This is a genomic window from Burkholderia sp. ZZQ-2 (genome assembly GCF_050768715.1).
Classification (GTDB): Bacteria; Pseudomonadota; Gammaproteobacteria; order Burkholderiales; family Burkholderiaceae; genus Burkholderia; species Burkholderia cepacia.
In genome coordinates this window covers 1-19,573 of the sequence record NZ_LDVA01000168.1, presented here as the reverse complement: position 1 = coordinate 19,573, position 19,573 = coordinate 1, and the positions used below count along the sequence as shown (strand labels likewise).

The following is a 19,573-nucleotide window of genomic DNA, read 5'->3' as shown; positions in this document are numbered from 1 at the left end:
CAGCCGCGTACGGTGCCGGCGCGCGCCGAGCATCGTCGCGACGTGCGGCGCCATCAACCCGATGAAGCCGACCGGCCCGACCGCCGCGACGGCCGCACAGGCGGCGAGCGTCGCGATCGTCAGCGCGAGCGGCCGCAGCACGGCCACCGGCAGGCCGAGCGCGGCCGCCTGGTCGTCGCCGAGCGCGAGCATGTCGAGCGGTTTCGCGAGCCACGCGAACACGGGCACCGCGAGCACGCACCACGGCAGCAGCATCGACACCTCGCCCCAGCTGCGGCCGTAAGTCCCGCCGACGAGCCACACGACGAAGCGCGCGGGCTGCACGCTTTCCTGCGTGATCAGCCATTGCGCGAGCGTGGTCCACAACGCGCCGATCACGATCCCCGTCAGCGCCACCGCGAGCGGCGCATAGCGATGCCGGTGATTCAGCGCGAGCGTGATCGCGAGCGACAGCCCGCCGCCGATCAGCGCGGCCGCCGCGAGCGTCACGTGGCCCATCAGCGGCCACGTCGACAACGCGAACAGCGTGACGAGCCCCGCACCCTGCGTGACGCCGAGCACTTCGGGGCCCGCGAGCGGATTGCGCACGACGCTTTGCATCGCGACCCCGCTCACCGCGAGCAGCGCGCCCGCGAGGAGCGCGCACAGCAGCCGCGGCATGCGCAGGTCGATCAGCATCCGCGCGAGCGCATCGTGGCCGGACAGCGCAGCGGACCAGCGCGCGATCGACAGCCACTCGGGGCCCGCCGACACGCCGACGAACACGGCCAGCACGCCCGCCACGACGAACAGCGCCGTGCGCAGCGGCCAGCCGAGCCGTTCGAGCCAGCCGACGAGCCGCGTCGAGCCGCCACCCGCCGCGCGTTCGGCATCCGCATGCAGCACACCCGACCACGCGGCGCCGCGCCGGATCATCGCCAGCATCAGCGGCGTGCCGACCAGCGCGATCGCGACGCCGGTCGACAGCGTGGCGTCGAGCCCCGATGCGAGCACCGCGCTGTCGGTGACGAGCACGAGCGCACCGCCCGCGAGCGCCGACAGCGGCACGAGCACGCCGAGCCGCGCGGCGCGCGCGCCGCGCACCTGGCGCAGCAGGTTCGGGGCGACGAGGCCGACATACGACAGCGGGCCCGCGATACTGACGGCCACGCTCGTGAACGCGACCGCGACGATCGTCGCGGCGAGCCGCGTCGCGTCGACGCGCACGCCGGCCGCGGCCGCCGCGTCGTCGCCGAGCGTGAGCGGATTCAGCGGCCGGATCACGAACGGCAATGCGATCAGCGGCACGACGAGCCAGCGCGCGGCGAGCGCGAGGCCCGTCGCGCCCGGCTGGTACAGGCTGCCGTTGGTCCACAGCGCGGCGCCCGCGATGTTCTGCTCGAAGAAGGCGAGCACGAGCGTCGACAGCGCGGCGAACAGCAGCATGCACACGCTGCCCGCGAGCACGAGACGCAACGGCGTCGCGCGCCAGCCGCCGGCCGCGACGATCGCGCAGGCGGCCGCGGCCAGCCCGCACACGAACAGCAGCGGCACCGACGCGACGCCGGCCAGCGCCGGCACGAGCATCGCCGCGAGCAGGCCGAGCTGGGCGCCGCCCGTCACGCCGAGCAAATCAGGCGACGCGAGCGGATTGCGCGTGAGCGACTGGAACAGCGCGCCCGCGATGCCGAGGCACCCGCCCGCGACGAGCGCGGCCGCGACGCGCGGCAGGTTGAGGTCGAACAGGAACACGTGCGCAAGCGCAGCGGCATCGCTGCCGGGCACCGCGCTCCACCACACGCGCAGATCGGGGGCGACGCGCAACGCCGCCAGCGCCGCGATCAGCGCGACGAGGCCGATCGCGATCGCACCGGCCCGGCCCGATGTCGTGCCCCTCCCCGCCGCCGCGAGGCGCTTGCGCATCGCGAACGTGGTCATACGGCGAGATCCCGGTCGAAGACACCGGCCGCCTGCGGCGCGCCGTCGGTTGTCGGCCCGTAGGCCGGCACGCACATCGGTGCGCCCGTCTGCGGATGCGCGAGCTTCAGCATCTCGACGCCGAACGCCGCGCGCAGCCGCGCCGGATCGAGCATCGCGTCGGGCGTGCCCTGCGCGACGAGGCGGCCCGCGCGCATCAGCACGATTTCGTCGCTGTATGCGGCCGCCTGGTTCAGGTCGTGCAGCACCCAGACGATCGTCAGCCCGCGCGTGCGGTTCAGCGTGCGCAGCGCATCGAGGATGTCGAGCTGGTGATGGATGTCGAGATAGGTCGTCGGTTCGTCCAGCAGCACGATCGGCGCCTGCTGGGCGAGCGCCATCGCGATCCACGCACGCTGGCGCTCGCCGCCCGACAGTGCGCCGACGTCGCGCTCCGCATCGCCGGCGAGGCCGCTCGTGTCGAGCGCCTCGTCGATTGCCGCATGGTCGGCGCGCGACAGACCGCGCAGGAAGCCGCCGTACGCATAGCGCCCGTACGCGACGAGTTCGCGCACCGTCAGGCCCGACGGGATCTGGTTGAACTGCGCGAGCATCGTCAGCTCGCGCGCGAGCGCGCGACGGCGAAACGACGCGAGCGGCTGCCCGTTCACTTCGACATGGCCGGCACGCGCGGGCTGCAGGCCCGCGAGCGTGCGCAGCAGCGTGCTCTTGCCGCAGCCGTTCGGTCCGCACAGCGCGGTTACGCGGCCGGCCGCGATCGACAGGTCCAGCCCGTCGATCACGACATGGTCGCGATATCCCACCGACAGCCCGCGCGCGGCAAGCGCGGCGGTACTACGCGTCATCAATCCTCCGTTCGGTCGCGCGGGACCGTATAACTCTGCGCCATCGCGACGACGACCTTGCGCGGCCCCTCGAACGGGTCGCGCGCATGCGCGGTCAGCATGTTGTCGAGCATCAGCACGTCACCCGTGCGCCACGGGAACACGATGCGCTGCTGGTCGAGCACGCCGCGGATCTCCGCGAGCGCGTCGGCTTCGAGCGGTTCGCCGTCGCCGTAATACACGTTGCGTGGCACGTTTTCGAGCCCGACCGCGTCGACGAGCGCTTCCTGCATGTCGTCGTCGAGCGCCGACAGGTGAAACAGGTTCGCCTGGTTGAACCACACGCGGTCGCCGGTGCGCGGATGGCGCGCGACGGCCTGGCAGCGTTCACGCGTGCGCAGCAGCAGCTCGCCGTCATCGTCGGTGCGCCACGCGCATTCGATGCCGCGCGCCGCGCACATCCGTTCGACCTCGGCCGGTTCGTCGGTGCCGAACGACTGCTGCCACGGCAGGTCGAGCCCCTGCCCGAAATTGCGCACGTACAGCAGCTCGCGCTTCTCGAAACGCGCGACGAGCGCCGGATCGAGCGCGCGATACACCGCGCGGCTGTCCGCGATCGGCGTCGCCCCGCCCTTCGGCGCGGCGAGCGCGCAATGGAACCAGATCCGCAGCGGCCATTCACGCGTATACGACTGCTCGTTGTGCAGCGGAATCGCGCGGTGCGGCGGGTACTCGGTCGACGTGTAGACGGCGCCCTCGACCTGGCTGCGCGGTGTCGATGCGTATTCATAGCCGATCAGCGGATCGCCGAACGACGCCGCGAACTGCTGGAACGCGTCGATCGACGGCACGTGAAAACCCGTGAACAGCACACCGCCCGCCCGTTCGAGCGTGTCGGCCGCGATCTCGCGCGCCAGCGGCGCGACGTCGTCGATCGACATCCCGTCGCTGCCGCGCGGCGACACGACGGTGGGCAGCCCCGGCTCGATACGCAGGTCGTCGAGCGTCGGCAACGAAAGCAGGGTCATGCAACGTCCTCTTCAGGTGGCGCGCCGCCCACGCGGCGCGGCGGGTCACGACGCGCGCGATGCGCGCTCGCCGTCCATCGCGCGGCGCAGGCTCGCGGGGCGCATGTCGGTCCAGACGGTCTCGATGTGCGCGAGACAGTCGGTTTTCGGGCCGCTCACGCCCACTTCGCGCCAGCCGGCCGGCACGGGCCGGAACGTCGGCCAGATCGAATACTGTTCTTCGTCATTGATGACGACCGTATAGACGAGATCGTCGGTGTCGGCGGAAGGCGTCGTGGCTTGCGTCATGATCGGAAATCGCTGAGGCGGTTGAAAGTGGCAAAGCGGATGGCAAAGCGGCGGTTTCGGCCGCTCCTGTCTGATAGACGATTGGCCGGCGCGTTTTTTTACCCGCGCTTACCGGCGCCGCGTGCGGCCGCCCAGGAACACCGGGCACGCGACACCGCGATGACATGCGTCGAGGCATTCCGCGCAGTGGCGCTCCGCGTCGCGCACCATGAAATGCACGAGCGTCTGCGACACGTTCAGCGCGCGCGCCGCGGTCTGCAGCGTCTCCTCGCGCAGCCGCACCATCTCGAAGGCCGCGCGGCTGCGCGCCGGCAGGTCGTCGAGCGCGGCCCACACGCGCCGCAGCGTATCGCGCGTCAGCAGTGCGGCTTCCGGCGTCGGTTCGGGCGACGGCACGTCGAAGCCGTCGTCCTCTTCCGTGTGATAGACGTTCTCGAGGTTTTGCCGGCGGCACGCGTCGATCGACGCATTGCGCACCATCCGCGTCACGTACGCGACCGGCTGGCGCACCGCATCCTGGTTCGGGAATTCGACGAGCTTCACGAACACGTCGTGCACGACGTCCTCGGCACGGCTCGCACAGCCGACGAAACCGCGCGCAACGTTCACGAGCATCGCGCGATGCGAGATCAGCACGTCGAGCAACGCGCCTTGCGCACGGGGCTCCGCGGTGCGGCCCGCACGCAGCGGCCGGTCGGGATGACTGCCGAGGAACGGGTTCGCCGCTGCCGCCGCCGGTCGGTCGAGCACTTCCGCCATCGCCATCGATCTGCTCCGTCAAATTCCGAGATAGCGCAATTTAACGTAAACGCAAATCATTCTCAATCTGATTACTGAATGCCCCTTTCAGTCGACAGGATTTGTCTGAACAATTGGCGGAATCGTTGCCCGGGTGGAGGGGACGCACGGCGGCTGGTTCGGTACGTGGTCATCGGCTAATCCGAACGGCACGACCGGCCTGCGCCCCGCCGACACGATCTTTCACGCGTCTGACAAAACGCCTGCACGTGTCATGTGCGGTAGCAACTTCTTACTACGTGAAATTTTGGGGGCTCGTACGATCGGGGTGCTGTTTCCAAGGGAGAAAACCATGAAATCCATCGTGTTGTCCGCTGTCATGGCTGGCGCGCTGTCGAGCGTGATGCTGACCGGGTGCGTCGCCTATCCTGCCGGCCCGGCTCAGGTCACGATCGGCTGGCATGGCGATCGTTACTGGGACGGCAATCGCTACTGGGAGCGCCGCGACTGGGAAGCGCAGCATCCCCGCGGATATGACGACCGCCGGGACGACCGACGCGATGACCATCGGGACGACCGACGCGACGATCAGCGGCCGCAGTGGTAAGGCGTTCCCTCTTCCCGTGATTCACTTTTCAACGATCAGGACTGCAACATGAAAACGCTACTGAAATCGCTCGCCGTCGCGGCGCTCGCCGCCGCCGTGCTCGTGCCGGCCATCGCCGAAGCGCATCCGCACCGCGTGTGTCACTTCGACCATCACCATCACAGGATGTGTCGCTGGGTGCGGTAAACGAAACAAGGCGCCGGAAAACCGGCGCCTTGTTTCATCGCTTCACCTGCGTGCGGCTGCGCTCGTCAGCGTGCGGCAGGCAACCGCGGCAGGCATCGCGCGAGCTGCGCCGGGCTGGCGGGCATGCGGCAGGCACCTCGCTGCATCGCGGCGTTCGGCTTCGCCGCCAGCATGCGTGACGCCGCCTTGCGCGGCGAAGCCCGCACCCGCAACGCGTCGGCGCCCGGGCTCGCCGGCTGCAACGCGCGCAGGGTCGCCGCATCGATGTGCACTTGCCAGAACTGCGGCCGATAGTCGGGATCGCCGTCGCGATAGCCCTGCCCCGTGATGGTCTGCCCGTCAGGGCTCACACCGATTACGTTGGTCAGGTTCAGCGTGCCGACCGACAGGCCGGCCGCTTCGAGCAACGCAACGAGGCTGCGCATGCCGCTTTGCGGCGTCCACACGAAGACGCGCTCGACACCGGTTTGCCGGTTGCTCGATGTGCCGATGACAACCCGCCCGTCCGTGCTGATCGCTTGCGCGTAGCTGCTGTCGTCACCGTCGAGAAAACCGAGCCGCTGGATGCTGTCGCCGCCGTTCGTCCACAGCACGGCCTCCGAATCGACCCGTTGTCCATCCGGCGTGACTACCAGCGTGCCGATCGAGCCGGCGATCGTCCGTTCGTCTTCGGTCACGCCGCGGGCCATATCCATTCTCGCCACGCCCGCGTTGATCGTCGGCAATAGTCGTTCACCGATTCGTTCTGTCCAAAGGAGCGCACGCGAGCCATACACGCCATCGACATTGCCGGCCAACCCTGCTGCCGCATTCCCGGACGAGGTCATCGACAGGAACTGCACGATATAGTCGCCGCCCGGCGGCAACTCGCGGAAACCCCTCGGCTGGTCCCACATGAACCGTGCATTCCGGCCGTCTGTCGCCGTGAAACTGCCCGTCATCCTCGTGCCGGCGAGGTTCGCGACTTCGACCGATGCGTCCCGGCCCGCCGTATCCGGAACGAGTTTCTGTGTGCGACCGTCGCCGGGCCATCGCACCGCCCATCGATCGACGTTGCTGCTTTCCGCCTGGCGCGCACTGATCGAGCCGCCGATCACCTGCCCGTCGCCCGACACCGTCTGTGCCAGCGAGTCATAGGCGTTCGCCGGCGCGGCCAGCCGCTGCCAGCCCGTCGCAGCCGACCACGAGAAGGCCATCGAGTTACCGGGCTGCGCGTCGCTCCAGTAGGAGCCGATGATCGTCTTGCCGTCGGCGCTGACGGCATTCCCGTTGTACCGCATGTCGCGCGGACCACCCAGGTCACCGATCACGGTCAGCGAATACCCCCCCGCCGATACCGTCTGTGCGTGAGCCGCGCCCACCGTCGAAGCAACGAACAGTGTCGCTGCCATGGTGCCCTTCAGATGCATTTTCATCTCCCCCAATAAGCGCTCGATCGTCGCCCTGCCAGGGCCTCGCGCGCGTCAGTAAATAAACAAGCGGATCGTCGCCGTTGCGTCGAACCTTCCGATCTTCGGTGGCCCGAACGACTTCAGCACCGCGTCCATCAACACGCTCTGGTTCATGACGTTCGACGGGAATTGCGCAAGCGTGAACTGTTCGTTGAATGGAATCGCCTTACCCTGGCTGTCTTCGATGCCGATACCGAAATTGCTGTCCGACGCGGGCACCAGCAAACCGTTCCGAACCGGAAAGCTCGTTTCGAAGTACCCATCGACCTTCACCGCGACATTGCATTTCTTGGTTAGCGACAACGAGAAGCGTTTGCGCGGCACCGCCGGTAGAAAGCCATTGCCGACCGACTGTACCTGCCCGAAATTGACGATGCCCGGTTCGGGCGTCACCAGCACGTCGACGAAGCACGGTGTCGGCTTGAGATTGCGCATGCCGCTCAGGCGGTACTGGAAGCTCGGGTGGATCGCATTCAGCCCCTTCGCTCCGTCGAACTGGAATACCGTGTAGATGTCGCTCGGCGGTTGCGTCCACGAGCCGCGCTTGCGGACGACCACCTGATAGGAAATGTCGATAGGCACCTTCGGGCATTGGCCCCATGCCAGTTTTTCGTCACTGCACGCCGGTACCGTCTTGCCCGTCGCCACGCCGGTGCCAGGCTGACTCCCCGCGCCAAAGTGGTCCTGTCCCAGGTACCGGATGCCGATTTCGAGCCCCCAGGCAGCCGGGTTCTGCTTGTTCGGATTCGCGTAGAAGGAGATCGGATCGTCGATGTCGATGTTGCCCTTGCCGCCCAGATCCTTGAAGCAATACCCCGTCGTCGTGCGAACCGGCGACACCCAGATCACGTAGCCGTCAGGTGCGTCGGTCGGATAGGAGGCGACACCGCCGATCGATTCCGTCATCGACGTCGCACCGCTGCTGGTCACGCAGCGTACGGCAAACGCCGGCTGCACGGCGGCGACCAGCACCGCGAAGATCGCCAGGCGCAGCCACGACGCCATCGTCAACATGCGGGGGGGCTGTCGTCCGCCCCCGCTCATTTCTTCACGCTCTTGCAAGCACCGGCCTCGCACGCATACTCGACCGCCACCTGGCCGCCGTAATCGTCGATGTGCGTGACGAACAGCGTCGCGGGCGTCGCGGCCTTGAACGGCACGTCGGCCGTGCTCATCGGGCTGACCATCACCGGCTCCAGCGACACGTGCGTCTTCTGCACACCCGCCGCCACGTCGACGATCGTGATGTGATACGGCGTCGGATTGTCGAACACGAGCTTGTGCGCGGCCGCATCGACGCGCAACGTCATCGGCAGCGTCCAGTCCTCGTCGCGCGCGGGCTGCACGGCCTTCGGCCGGTAGAACAGCTTCATCTGCGTATGCAGCGCGATCTGCAGCGTGTTCGGCGTATCGGTCTTCGGCGGCACTTCGCGGATGTTCAGGTAGAACACCGATTCGCGATCGGCCGGCAGCTCGGTGCCCGGCAGCTTCGCGATCCGCAACACGTTGCGCTCGTTCGCCTCGACGCGCTGCAGCGGCGGCACGACCATCAGCGGCGACGTGATCTTGTTGCCCTTCGCGTCCTCGAGCCACGACTGCACGAGATACGGGTACGTCGTGCTCTTGTTGGTGATCGTGACGACCGCCGCCTGTTCGCCTTCGTTGAAGATCACGCGCGTGCGATCGGGCACGATCGCCGCCTGCGCGGCGCCCGCGAGGAGCGCACCGGCGGTCGCGAGCACGCACCATGCGCGCCGCGGAAAGGAAAGGGAGAAGGAGTTTTTCATCGCTGGATCCGTGAATTCATCGTTCGACCCGTGCGGCCGCTGCATGCGACTCGCCGGGCGTCTGGCACGTCACCGGAATCGGCGTGCCTTCGAGTTGGAGCTGGTTCGGCAGCGTGTCGATCGTGCAGAGCGTGCGTTCGCCCGCGCGCACCGCCAGCGTGGATTTCGGTTGAACCTGGGTCAGGAACGCCGCGCCGCCCTCGCCGACGATGCCGAGTTCCTTGCCGTTCGCCATGTCCTGCACCGATGCACCGAACGGCAGCGGCTTGCCGACCGGGTCGGTCAGTGTCAGGTACAGGTTGCTGCCGCGCGCGGCGGAGAACTTCACGAAGCCGATCGCGCCGTCGGTCAGCACCATGCGCTGGATCGGGTTCGACACCTGCACCTCGAGCGGCAGCTTCTCGACGTTGACCGTCGCGTCGTAGACGTTGTACGGCGAGATGCCGTCGAGCACCGTATAACCGCGCGAATCGGTATGCGAGAGCGTGCCGGACAGCGGCACGTCGGGCACGCCGTCGGTCGACACCAGCAACCGCGTGTCGCCCGCGTTGCCGTTCGCGTGCGCCGCGACGCCGTATTGCGTCGCGACAAACGAGCCGTCGACTTCGAGCGACGCGGCCGCATACGCATTGGCGAGCGTCGACGCCTGCGCGGTCAGCTGATACGCCGACGAGCGCTGGCGGTAGCTCGCGTTCGCCGACGCCCGTCCGTCGGTCGCGCCCGCGTTGACCTGGTAGGTGCGGCCATCCGGATCGTCGTAGATATAACCGGCGTTCACGCTCGTGCTGCCGCTGCCCGTCGTCAGGTTCGACGTGACGGTGTGGCGGCCGCCGATCGGCAGCGTCGCGGTAACCGAGACCTGGTTGCCGCTCGCGCCGGCGCTCTGTGTGCGGAAGGCCGATACGCTCACGTTCAGGTTGCGCAGCGTGCCGATCGAGAACGCGCGCGTCAGCGTGAGGCCGACGCGCTGCTCGTTCGCACGTTCCCAGTAGGTCGTCTGGTCGTACGAGAAATAAGTCGACGTGTCGCCGAAACGCTTCGACAGCGTCGCCGAGTAGCGCTGCTTGCTGTTGGCGAGGCCGTACGCGGTCGGGTCGCCCGAGAACTGCGCGAAGTTCGTGTATTCGCGCTCGGAGAAGCGATAACCGAAGAAACGCACGTCGGCATCGAGCCCGTCGAAGTGCTTCGAATAGTTGATGCGGTACGAGTTGCCGTTGCGCGTCGCGCCGTTCCACCACAGGCGTGCCCGCGAATGCGTGACGTCGGCCGACAGCGCGCCGAACGCGCCGAAGTCGCGGCCCACGCCGAGCGCGATCGACGTGTAGCCCGACGCGGCGATGAAACCGCCATACGCGGTGACGTCGAACGGCAGGCCGTAGGCGATTTCACCGAAGCCGAAGAACGGCGTGATGCCGGCGCCGCCAAAGAGCCGCGGCTTGCCGACGGCGGCCTTGTAGCGCAATTGCCCGGCACGCGCGAGGAACGGCACTGCGGCCGTCGTCACCTGGAAGCGCTGCACGCTGCCGTCCTCTTCCTCGACTGCAACGTCGAGCGTGCCCTGCACGCTCGTATTGATGTTCTGCAGCGCGAAAGCGCCCGGCGACACGCGCGTCACGTACAACACGCGGCCCGCCTGCGACACGGTCACCGTCGCGTTGGTGCGCGCGACGCCCGAGATCAGCGGCGCATAGCCGCGCAGCGAAGGCGGCAGCATGCGGTCGTCGCTGCGGATCGACGCGCCCGTCAGCGCGAACGTGTCGAAAATGTCGGACGTCAGGTAGTCGTCGCCGAACGTCACCGTCGACTGGATCGACGGCAGCGCGCGAAATGCATAAAGCCGGCTGAAGCGGAACGTGCGGTCCGCGTAGGCCGTATTGCCCACGTTCGATTGCGCCTGGTAGTCGCCGCGAAAGCGCCATGCATCCCAGTTCGCGCCAACCGTCCCGTAGGCCTGGATCGAATTCGTTTGCCCGCCACCCGTGCCGAAGTTGCGGTTCGTGTTCGCGATCACGCGATAGTCGAGCATCGCGCCGGGGATCCCTTCCGACCAGCGCTCCGGCGGCAGGTAGGTCGTATCGTTGAACTCGAGCGCAGCCTGCGGAATCGTGATCTTGAGCCGCCCGTCGCTTTTCAGGTAGCGCACGGTCGCCCCCTCGATCGCGCCGAGATCGACGCAACGTCCACCCTGGAAGCGCGGCAGGTCCTTCGCGAGCGACGGCTTCAGCCCGAACTGCGCGACGAGTTCCGGGCGCAGGCACGGCTTGCCGGCCCCCGACGCGTCGACGGCGATGAACTCGATCGCCTGCAGCCCGTAGAACAGGTCGTTGACCTGTACGTCGAGCATGTACTCGCCGGGCAGCGTGAAGTCCGCCTGCGAGAACTGCGACAGATCGACGTTGTTCGAGCCGTCGATGCTCAGGAACGACGAATTGAATTCCGTCGCATGGCTCTGGCTGCCGACAACCAGCACGGAGACGCAAAGGAAGGAATGTCTGATTCGCACGCGGCGCTACCGGAAGTCCAACGAAGGGGGGAGGAGGAAATACGAACGAGGAAGGGTGCGCGCACCCTTCCCCGGTACGGCGGCTTACTGGTAGCGGACGGTGAAGTTCGCCACGCCTTCGGCGGTACCCGGCGTCACGTCGGCTGCGGTCGCTTCGTACATGGCCGCGAAGCGTGCGACGTTCGTGCCGTTTTGCAGCACGGTCGGTGCCTTCTGCTCGGCGCCGTTGTCGAGGTATTCGCCCGACGCTGCCTGCAGGCGGATGCCGACGTTGGTTGCCGAACCGATCGTGGCGAGCAGCTTCGGCTGGCCCGCGCTCGACGTGCCCGTGAACGTGAAGTACGCGTTCTGCGCGACGCTCGTGTCGCAGTCGGTCAGCTTGATGTCGAAGTTGGTCGGCGTGGACTTGTCGCCAGCTTGCTTGAACACGTTGGTCGGCACCTTGCCGAGGTTCACGGTCTGGTTGACCGAGCCCGAATCGATGCCGCATGCGCCCGCGACGATCTCGCCCGTGAAGTTGATCGTGCCAGTGCCCGCTGCGAAGGCCGAGGTCGACAGGGCCGCGAGTGCGACAGCGGTCAGAATGGATTTTTTCATGACGTTTCCCGAAAGGACTGCAAATGGAATAGATGACGTGGCGGACTCAAACGGTAGCGTGTGGTGGCTCCCGTCCGTCACGAGGCGGCATTATCGAGATAATCGTGAAAGTTTTCTGTAAATCATTGTCAAATGCATCTGACAATGTTCGATTTACCCCTCTAGATCCGCACTATTTCCCGTCAATTTTCAATCCCGGAATTTTTATCCGCAGTCCTTTTTTATTCTTCGGAAACAATTGAAGATTAAGGATATTTTCGATCGATAGCCACAACCTCCCCGCGCACCCTTGCTGGCATTGGCTCTGGCAAATCATCCGCGAAAAGGACAAAACATTGTCCAGAGCCGCCATCGTTGTCCGACGGCAACGCCAATATCAAATCATTTTCAACAAATAGGAAATTAACCGGCGATTCAATCAATGCAATTTTTTCGCGCAAACGATTGCGACATGAATACAAACGTTTTACCGCGACACTTTGCCGCCCTCATTATTTCCGATATAGGATTAATTCGTTTGTCAATTCCGGATCGTAAATCGCACGCATGAGCGATCGCAAGACGACGGCTGTTCCGCAACGCGCACGCGTGCGTTGCCGCAGGATGAAAAACGTCCCGGCCGGCCTGTCGATGGGAAAAGATATCGCTGGAACCAGCGGTATGGATCGAAGGAAGCGGCGGCAGCACGTCGAAACGTACCGCCGCCGTCATGCCGCCCGACGCGCTGCGGCGTCAGGTGACGGGCATTACGCGGAAGCCGCGGCCTCCGCCGATGCCGGCGACCAGCCGCCGCCGAGCGCGCGGTACAGCGCGATCGCATTCGCGAGCCTGAGCTGCTTGAGCCGGATCAGTTCCTGCCCCGACTCGTACGTGCTGCGCTGCGCGTCGAGGAGTTCGAGATACGTCGCGACGCCGCCCGCGTAGCGGCGCTCCGCGAGCTTCAGCCGCGCGCCGTCGGCCGCATACACGTCCTGCTGCGCGGCGAGCTGGCGATCGATCCAGTCGCGCGCGGCAAATGCGTCGGCCACTTCGCGGAACGCGGTTTGCACCGTCTTCTCGTAATCGGCCACCGCGATGTGCTTGCGCGCGTTCGCGACGTCGAGGTTCGCGCGGTTGCGTCCGCCCGCGAAGATCGGCAACGTGATGCGCGGCGCGAACGTCCATACGCTGGTGCCGCCGGCAAACAGGCTCGAGAACGCATCGCTGACCGAGCCGTAGTCGCTCGTCAGCGTGATGCGCGGAAAGAATGCCGCGCGCGCAGCGCCGATCTGCGCGTTGGCGGCCTTCAGCCGCGCCTCCGCCTGCCGGATGTCCGGCCGCCGTTCGAGCAGCGCACTCGGTGCGCCGGGCGCCACGGGCGCGATCGACAGCCCGTCGAGCGCGGTCGTGTCGCCGGGCACGTTGCGCGCGAAGTCGCCCGCGAGCAACTGCAGCGCCCGCACCGACTGCGCATGCTCGCGCTGCAGCGCGGCCTGCGATGCGCGCGCGGATGCCACCAGCATCTCGGCCGAGCGCAGCTCGATCGCGTCGCTCGTGCCGGCCGCATAACGACGCTGCGTAAGCGCGGCCATGCGTTCGCGCGCGTCCAGCGTGCGCTGCGCCAGCGCGAGCTGCTCGTGCAGCGAGCGCTCCGACACGTACGCGCCCGCCACGTCGGCGATCACGCCGATGCGCACCGTGCGTTGCGCGTCGGCCGTCGCGAAATACTCGGCGAGCGCCGCGTCGGACAGGCTGCGCACGCGGCCGAACAGGTCGAGCTCGTACGCGCTGATGCCGACGCCCGCACGATACAGCCCGCTGATCGCGCTTTCGCGCACGACCGGGTCGTACTGGCGCGCACGCTCATAACCCAGATTCGCATCGACCGACGGCATCAGGTCCGCGCGCTGCACGCCGTAGAGTGCGCGCGCTTCCTCGAGCCGGCCGGCGGCGACCCGCAGGTCGCGGTTGTTCGCGAGCGCCGCGTCGATCCACGCCTGCAGCGCGGCATCGGTGAAGTACGTGCGCCAGTCGTCGAGCAGCGCGGCATCGGCGGGCGATGCCGCGGCCGCCGCCGGCGCGGCGCCGCCATCCACCGGCGCATAGGTCGCCGGCACGGGCGCCGCCGGCCGCTCGTAACGCGGTGCGAGCGTGCAGCCGGCCAGCGCGAGCGCGGCGGCCAGCGCAACCTGAACCCGCAGCGCTGCCTGTGCATTCAGCGCAAACATCATTGAGAACCCTCCATCGCCGCCGGCTGCGCTCCGCCGCGCCGGCGCGGGCCGACGTCGAACAGGCGGCCGACGATCACGAAAAACAGCGGAACGAGGAACACCGCGAGCACGGTCGCCGTGATCACGCCGCCGAGCACGCCGGTGCCGATCGCCATCTGCGCGCCGGACGCGGCGCCCGACGCGAACGCGAGCGGCAGCACGCCCACGCCGAACGCGAGCGACGTCATCACGATCGGCCGCAGCCGCAGGCGCGCGGCCTCGAGCGCGGCGTCGACGAGCGACATGCGCTGCGCGACCAGGTCCTTCGCGACTTCGACGATCAGAATCGCGTTCTTCGCGGACAATCCGATCGTCGCGATCAGCCCCACCTTGAAGTAGATGTCGTTCGGCATCATCCGCAGCGTGACGCCGAGCACCGCGCCGATCACGCCGAGCGGCACGACCAGCATCACCGCGAACGGAATCGACCAGCTCTCGTAGAGCGCAGCCAGCGCGAGGAACACGACGAGCACCGACAGCGCGAACAGCATCGGCGCCTGCGCGCCCGACAGACGCTCCTCGAACGACTGCCCCGACCACGCATAGCCGGTGCCGGCCGGCAGCTTCGCCGCGAGTTGCTCGATCGCGGCCATCGCCTCGCCGCTGCTGTGGCCCTGCGCGGCGGAGCCGTTGATCGTGAACGACGGAAAGCCGTTGTAGCGGGTGAGCTGCGGCGGCCCGAGCGTCCAGTGCAGCGTCGTGAACGCCGCGAGCGGCACCATCTCGCCATGCGAGTTGCGCACGCGCAGCTTCTTCACGTCGTCCGGATCGAGCCGGTGCAGCCCGTCGGCCTGCACGATCACGCGCCGCACCTGCGTGCCGTGCATGAAGTCGCCGATATAGTCGGAGCCGAACATCACCGCGAGGGTCGTGTTGATCTCATCCATGGACACGCCGAGCGCGGACGCCTTCGCGCGATCGATGTCGAGCTTCAGCTGCGGCGCGTCCTGCGTGCCGGCGAACATCAGGTCGGTCAGCGCGGGATCCTTGCGGCCCGCCCCGAGCAGCTGCTCGCGCGCGGCGCTGAACGTCGCGTAGTCGAGCCCGCCGCGGTTCTGCAGCCGGAAGTCGAAACCGCTCGACGAGCCGAGATCGGGCAGCGCCGGCGAGTTCATCGCGAACACCGTCGTGTTCGGCGTGCCCGCGAAGCGCTCGTTGATGCGCGCGACGATCGCCTGCACGTGCGCGTCCGCGGCCTTGCGCTCCTTCCAGTTCTTCAGCGTGACGAAGATCATCCCGCCGTTCGGCCCTTCGCCGTACAGGTTGAAGCCGCCGAGCGCGAACGTATACGCGGCCGGCTCGTCATGGCGGATGTACGACTCGACTTCCCGCACGCTCTGCATCGTTTCCGCGAGCGGCGTGCCTTGCGGCCGGATCACCATCACCATGAAGTTGCCCTGGTCCTCGTCCGGCAGGAACGCGGTCGGCAGTTGCGTGAGCATCAGCCCCGCGGCCGCGGTCAGCGCGCCGTACACGACGAGCCAGCGCACCGGCTTCTTCAGCATCTTGCCCACGCGCGTCGCGTAGCGCTGCGTCGAACGCGCGACGAAGCGGTTGAACCAGCCGAAGAAGCCGCGCTTCTCGTGATGTTCGCCGGACACGGGCCTGAGCAGCGTCGCACACAGCGCGGGCGTGAGCGACAGCGCGAGGAAGGCCGAGAAACCGATCGACACTGCGAGCGACAGCGCGAACTGCCGGTAGATGTTGCCCACCGCGCCGCCGAAGAACGCCATCGGCACGAACACCGACGTCAGCACCACGGTGATGCCGACGATCGCGCCGCTGATCTGCTTCATCGCCTTGACGGTCGCGTCGTACGGCCCGAGCCCCTCCTCGACCATCAGCCGCTCGACGTTCTCGACGACGACGATCGCGTCGTCGACGAGGATGCCGATCGCGAGCACCATCCCGAACATCGTCAGCACGTTGATCGAGAAGCCGGCCGCATACATCACGCCGAACGTGCCCGCGAGCGCGACCGGCACGACGAGCGTCGGGATCAGCGTCGCGCGCAGGTTCTGCATGAACAGGAACATCACGAGGAACACGAGCACGCCGGCCTCGATCAGCGTCGTGACGACCTTGTTCATCGACACGCGCACGAACGACGACGTCTCGTACGGGATCTGGTACTTCACGCCCGGCGGGAAATACGCGGACAGCTCGTCCATCGTCGCGCGCACGCGCTTCTCGGTGGATACCGCGTTCGAGCCCGGCGCGAGCTTGATGCCCATCCCGGTCGCGACCTTGCCGTTCACGTACGACGGGTAGTTGTAGTCGTTGCCGCCGAACTCGACGCGCGCGACGTCGCGCAGATACAGTGCGGAGCCGTCGGCCTGCGTGCGCAGCGCGATCGCGCCGAACTCGGCCGGCGTCTTCAGCGGCGCATCGGCGAACACGGTCGCCGCGATCGGTGCGCTGGCCGGCACCGCGGTGCGGCCGATGTCGCCGATCGTCACGCGTGCGTTGTGCGCGCGCACCGCCGACGCGATATCCGACGCGGTGAGGCCGTGCCCGGCCATCTTCACCGGGTCGGGCCAGATCCGCATCGCATATTCGGCGCCCCAGAACTGCACGCGGCCGACGCCGTCGACACGGCGCAGCGCCTGCACGACGTTCGCCGACGCATATTCGCCGAGCTGCACGTCGGTCATCCGCCCGTCGTCGGATGTCAGCGACACCACGAGCTGGATGTTGTCGGCGGCCTTCTCAACCTGGATGCCGTCGCGCCGCACCGGTTCCGGCAGCCGCGCATCGACCGTCTTCAGCCGGTTCTGCACTTCGACGGCCGCGAGATCGGCGTTGACGCCCTGCTTGAACGTCAGGTACAGCGACGCCGCGCCGGCGCTGCTCGTCGCGGACGTATACAACAGCCCCGGCGCGCCGTTCATTTCGCGCTCGATCAGCGCGGTCACCGATTCCTCGACGACCTGCGCGGATGCGCCCGGGTACGTCGCATAGATGCTGACGACGGGCGGCGCGATGTCCGGGTACTGCGCAACGGGCAGCGAGCGGATCGCGAATGCGCCGCCCAGCATGATGAAGATTGCGATCACCCACGCGAAGACGGGGCGATCGATGAAGAAACGTGCCATGGTGGTGTGGTGTTAACCGGTCAGGTTTGACGGGCGGCCGCCTGCGAAGCGGCCGCTGCCGGCGCCGCTTTCGTCGGCGGCGCCTTCTCGACGGGCTTGACGGCCGTATCGGGCGCGAACTGCGCGGCGTCGTCGACGATCACGCGCTCGCCGCCCGCGAGGCCGCGCGTGATGCGCCAGTCGTGGCCGCTCATCTGGTCGGCCGCGACCTCGACGTCCTTGACCTTGCCGTTCGTGCCGACCACGCGCACCGACGTGCGGTCGGCCGTGCGCAGCAGCGCATCGCGCGGCACGAGGATCGCCCGCTGGTCGACCGCCGTGTCGAGCGCGATCCGCACGTACGCGCCCGGCAGCAGTTCGCGCTCCGGATTCGGGAACAGCGCGCGCATCGCGACGGTGTCGGTGGTCGGATCGACCGCGAGATCGCTGAACAGCAGCTTGCCCTTCAGCGGATACGCGGTGCCGTCGGCGCGCAGCAGCGTCACCGTGATGTCGTGCTGCGCGATACCCGTTGCGCGTCCGCTCTTCACCGCCCGGCGCAACGCGTCGACGTCGGCGGCCGGCTGCGAGAAGTTCACGTAGATCGGGTCGAGCTGCTCGACGGTCGTGAGCGGTGTCGCCTGGTCCTGGCCGACGAGCGCGCCTTCGGTCACGAGCGCGCGCCGTGCGCGGCCCGCGATCGGCGCGGTGACCGTCGCATAGTCGAGCTGCAACTGCGCCCGTGCGAGTTCCGCCTTCGCGGACGCAACGTCGGCCTTCGCCTGCGTGTCGCCGGCAACGGCCTCGGTGTGGTCGCGCTCGCTCACCGCGCGATCGCGCACGAGATCGTCGTAACGGCGGCGCTTGTCGCTCGCCGCGAGCGCGGCAGCCTGCGCCTTCGCGAGCGCCCCCTGCGCGGCGTCGCGCGCGGCCTTCAGCGGCGCGGGATCGATGCGGAACAGCACCGCGCCCTGCTTCACTTCCTGGCCTTCCTCGTAGGTGCGTGCGGTCACGATGCCCGCGACCCGCGCGCGCACTTCCGCCTGCCGGTATGCATCGAGCCGGCCCGGCAATTCGACGGTCATCGGCACGGCCGTCGGACGCACCGTCACGACCGTCGCCTGTTTCGCGGCCTCCGGCGCGGTGTCCTTGTCGCCCTTTCCACATCCGGCCAGGGCCAGCACGGCCGCCAGCGCGAACGGCGCCAGCCGGTGGCGCAACAGGGAGCGATTGTTATTCATATGTGACCTCGGATCGTTCGCCGCCGATACAATGCGGCGGCTCAGGGTGGCCGATTATAATCAGTCACGACTGATTAAATACACGCCGCTTCAATCTGACCGTCATACTGTCTCAATAAAACGACAGCGAACTGTAAGGAATTTCAGGACATGGCCCGCAAGACCCGCGAAGAATCGCTCGCCATCAAGCACCGGATCCTCGACGCCGCCGAACTCGTGCTGCTCGAGAAAGGCGTCGCGCAAACCGCGATGGCGGATCTCGCCGAGGCCGCCGGGATGTCGCGCGGCGCCGTCTACGGCCACTACCGCAACAAGATGGAAGTGTGTCTGGCGATGTGCGACCGCGCGTTCGCGCGCACGTCGGAAGGCTTCGACGCGGGCGACGGGCTGCCGCCGCTCGCCACGCTGCGGCGCGCCGCCTCGCACTATCTGCAGGAATGCGGCGAGCCGGGCCCGATGCAGCGCGTGCTCGTGATCCTCTATACGAAGTGCGAGCAGAGCGAGGAAAACGGCGCGCTGCAGCGCCGCCGCATGCTGCTCGAATTGCAGATGCTGCGGATCACGAAGGCGCTGCTGCGCCGCGCGATCGCGGCCGGTGAACTCGCCGCCGATCTCGACGTGCATCTGGCCGCCGTCTATCTCGTGTCGCTGCTCGAAGGCGTGTTCGCGTCGATGATCTGGACCAACCGGCTGCGCGGCAACCTGTGGAACGACGCCGAGGCCATGCTCGACGCCGGCTTCGACACCGTGCGCACGTCCGACGCGTTGCGCGGCCGCGCGCACAAATTGCCGGACTGACGAAATTTGTCGTAATAAATGCTGATTTAACCCGATTTACCGCACTGCGAAACGAATGAGCTGACCCTCTTTAAAATTTTTAACGTTGTGCGGAACACCGGTAGACTGGCGCTGTCATCTTTCTTTAGCGTCTTCGTGATAACCGGGTTCGACCCGGTATGCACGCCGCCGTTCGAAGCGGGCCCGCCCCGCGCGTTGGGTCGAACGGAAACGACACAGGCCCCTGGCGGGGCCTGTTTTGTTGCACGCCCGCCGCCCGCCCCCGTCGCCGCCCGACGGATGTGC

General features: G+C 67.5%; 16 protein-coding genes. 3 read left to right on the top strand and 13 right to left on the bottom strand.

Annotation, left to right across the window (positions count from 1 at the left end; translation table 11 throughout):
* The 5 genes from fhuB to ABY44_RS10195 form a co-directional block, all read right to left on the bottom strand.
* On the bottom strand, positions 1 to 1,917 hold a 1,917-nt coding region (gene fhuB, locus ABY44_RS10215), incomplete at its 3' end, for a Fe(3+)-hydroxamate ABC transporter permease FhuB (protein ID WP_431641166.1).
* Positions 1,914 to 2,762 carry an ABC transporter ATP-binding protein gene (locus tag ABY44_RS10210; protein WP_027787448.1) on the bottom strand — a complete coding sequence of 283 codons (849 nt, stop codon included), beginning with the start codon at positions 2,760 to 2,762 and terminating at the stop codon, positions 1,914 to 1,916. The genes fhuB and ABY44_RS10210, both read right to left, overlap by 4 nt.
* A complete protein-coding gene (locus tag ABY44_RS10205) occupies positions 2,762 to 3,769 on the bottom strand; it encodes a TauD/TfdA family dioxygenase (protein WP_021163603.1) in 1,008 nt (335 codons plus the stop codon). Before ABY44_RS10205 ends, ABY44_RS10210 begins: the two co-directional genes overlap by 1 nt.
* Positions 3,770 to 3,814: 45 nt before the next feature.
* Complete coding sequence (locus tag ABY44_RS10200) at positions 3,815 to 4,057, bottom strand: MbtH family protein (protein WP_059496048.1); 243 nt, start codon at positions 4,055 to 4,057, stop codon at positions 3,815 to 3,817.
* Between the two features lie 108 nt (positions 4,058 to 4,165).
* Positions 4,166 to 4,822 carry an RNA polymerase factor sigma-70 gene (locus ABY44_RS10195; protein ID WP_060172172.1) on the bottom strand — a complete coding sequence of 219 codons (657 nt, stop codon included), beginning with the start codon at positions 4,820 to 4,822 and terminating at the stop codon, positions 4,166 to 4,168.
* A gap of 325 nt (positions 4,823 to 5,147) precedes the next feature.
* On the opposite strand from ABY44_RS10195, the gene ABY44_RS10190 reads away from it, so the two are divergent.
* Together ABY44_RS10190 and ABY44_RS10185 are read left to right on the top strand one after the other, a co-directional pair.
* Complete coding sequence (locus tag ABY44_RS10190; protein ID WP_059700185.1) at positions 5,148 to 5,402, top strand: hypothetical protein; 255 nt, start codon at positions 5,148 to 5,150, stop codon at positions 5,400 to 5,402.
* A gap of 48 nt (positions 5,403 to 5,450) precedes the next feature.
* A complete protein-coding gene (locus ABY44_RS10185; RefSeq protein ID WP_021163599.1) occupies positions 5,451 to 5,588 on the top strand; it encodes an HHHH-motif protein in 138 nt (45 codons plus the stop codon).
* Positions 5,589 to 5,653: 65 nt separating this feature from the next.
* Here ABY44_RS10185 and ABY44_RS10180 read toward each other — a convergent pair whose 3' ends face one another.
* The 8 genes from ABY44_RS10180 to ABY44_RS10145 all read right to left on the bottom strand — a co-directional run bounded on the left by ABY44_RS10180 (position 5,654) and on the right by ABY44_RS10145 (position 18,490).
* Positions 5,654 to 6,979 (bottom strand): calcium-binding protein, encoded by a 1,326-nt coding sequence (locus ABY44_RS10180; RefSeq protein ID WP_230948827.1) that lies wholly within the window; start codon positions 6,977 to 6,979, stop codon positions 5,654 to 5,656.
* Positions 6,980 to 7,051: 72 nt separating this feature from the next.
* Complete coding sequence (locus tag ABY44_RS10175; protein WP_060172169.1) at positions 7,052 to 8,083, bottom strand: fimbrial protein; 1,032 nt, start codon at positions 8,081 to 8,083, stop codon at positions 7,052 to 7,054.
* Entirely contained in the window at positions 8,080 to 8,826 is a 747-nt protein-coding gene (locus ABY44_RS10170) for a fimbrial biogenesis chaperone (RefSeq protein ID WP_060172327.1), read from the bottom strand. The genes ABY44_RS10175 and ABY44_RS10170 overlap by 4 nt, the downstream gene beginning before the upstream one ends.
* Positions 8,827 to 8,842: 16 nt before the next feature.
* Positions 8,843 to 11,296 carry a fimbria/pilus outer membrane usher protein gene (locus tag ABY44_RS10165; RefSeq protein WP_060084844.1) on the bottom strand — a complete coding sequence of 818 codons (2,454 nt, stop codon included), beginning with the start codon at positions 11,294 to 11,296 and terminating at the stop codon, positions 8,843 to 8,845.
* Between the two features lie 117 nt (positions 11,297 to 11,413).
* Complete coding sequence (locus ABY44_RS10160) at positions 11,414 to 11,926, bottom strand: fimbrial protein (protein WP_060172167.1); 513 nt, start codon at positions 11,924 to 11,926, stop codon at positions 11,414 to 11,416.
* 746 nt (positions 11,927 to 12,672) lie between these two features.
* Complete coding sequence (locus ABY44_RS10155) at positions 12,673 to 14,133, bottom strand: efflux transporter outer membrane subunit (RefSeq protein ID WP_060172325.1); 1,461 nt, start codon at positions 14,131 to 14,133, stop codon at positions 12,673 to 12,675.
* Entirely contained in the window at positions 14,133 to 17,270 is a 3,138-nt protein-coding gene (locus tag ABY44_RS10150; RefSeq protein WP_060172164.1) for a multidrug efflux RND transporter permease subunit, read from the bottom strand. Before ABY44_RS10150 ends, ABY44_RS10155 begins: the two co-directional genes overlap by 1 nt.
* A gap of 20 nt (positions 17,271 to 17,290) precedes the next feature.
* Entirely contained in the window at positions 17,291 to 18,490 is a 1,200-nt protein-coding gene (locus ABY44_RS10145) for a MexX/AxyX family multidrug efflux RND transporter periplasmic adaptor subunit (protein WP_060172162.1), read from the bottom strand.
* A gap of 150 nt (positions 18,491 to 18,640) precedes the next feature.
* On the opposite strand from ABY44_RS10145, the gene ABY44_RS10140 reads away from it, so the two are divergent.
* Positions 18,641 to 19,288 (top strand): TetR family transcriptional regulator, encoded by a 648-nt coding sequence (locus tag ABY44_RS10140; protein ID WP_059682682.1) that lies wholly within the window; start codon positions 18,641 to 18,643, stop codon positions 19,286 to 19,288.
* Positions 19,289 to 19,573 lie beyond the last annotated feature (285 nt).

Bases quoted from the DNA above. Each gene is read 5' to 3' on its own strand.
- ABY44_RS10210 (WP_027787448.1), bottom strand. From the start codon at position 2,762: ATGACGCGTAGTACCGCCGCGCTTGCCGCGCGCGGGCTGTCGGTGGGA.
- ABY44_RS10205 (WP_021163603.1), bottom strand. From the start codon at position 3,769: ATGACCCTGCTTTCGTTGCCGACGCTCGACGACCTGCGTATCGAGCCG.
- ABY44_RS10200 (WP_059496048.1), bottom strand. From the start codon at position 4,057: ATGACGCAAGCCACGACGCCTTCCGCCGACACCGACGATCTCGTCTAT.
- ABY44_RS10195 (WP_060172172.1), bottom strand. From the start codon at position 4,822: ATGGCGATGGCGGAAGTGCTCGACCGACCGGCGGCGGCAGCGGCGAAC.
- ABY44_RS10190 (WP_059700185.1), top strand. From the start codon at position 5,148: ATGAAATCCATCGTGTTGTCCGCTGTCATGGCTGGCGCGCTGTCGAGC.
- ABY44_RS10185 (WP_021163599.1), top strand. From the start codon at position 5,451: ATGAAAACGCTACTGAAATCGCTCGCCGTCGCGGCGCTCGCCGCCGCC.
- ABY44_RS10180 (WP_230948827.1), bottom strand. From the start codon at position 6,979: ATGGCAGCGACACTGTTCGTTGCTTCGACGGTGGGCGCGGCTCACGCA.
- ABY44_RS10175 (WP_060172169.1), bottom strand. From the start codon at position 8,083: ATGAGCGGGGGCGGACGACAGCCCCCCCGCATGTTGACGATGGCGTCG.
- ABY44_RS10170 (WP_060172327.1), bottom strand. From the start codon at position 8,826: ATGAAAAACTCCTTCTCCCTTTCCTTTCCGCGGCGCGCATGGTGCGTG.
- ABY44_RS10160 (WP_060172167.1), bottom strand. From the start codon at position 11,926: ATGAAAAAATCCATTCTGACCGCTGTCGCACTCGCGGCCCTGTCGACC.
- ABY44_RS10155 (WP_060172325.1), bottom strand. From the start codon at position 14,133: ATGTTTGCGCTGAATGCACAGGCAGCGCTGCGGGTTCAGGTTGCGCTG.
- ABY44_RS10150 (WP_060172164.1), bottom strand. From the start codon at position 17,270: ATGGCACGTTTCTTCATCGATCGCCCCGTCTTCGCGTGGGTGATCGCA.
- ABY44_RS10145 (WP_060172162.1), bottom strand. From the start codon at position 18,490: ATGAATAACAATCGCTCCCTGTTGCGCCACCGGCTGGCGCCGTTCGCG.
- ABY44_RS10140 (WP_059682682.1), top strand. From the start codon at position 18,641: ATGGCCCGCAAGACCCGCGAAGAATCGCTCGCCATCAAGCACCGGATC.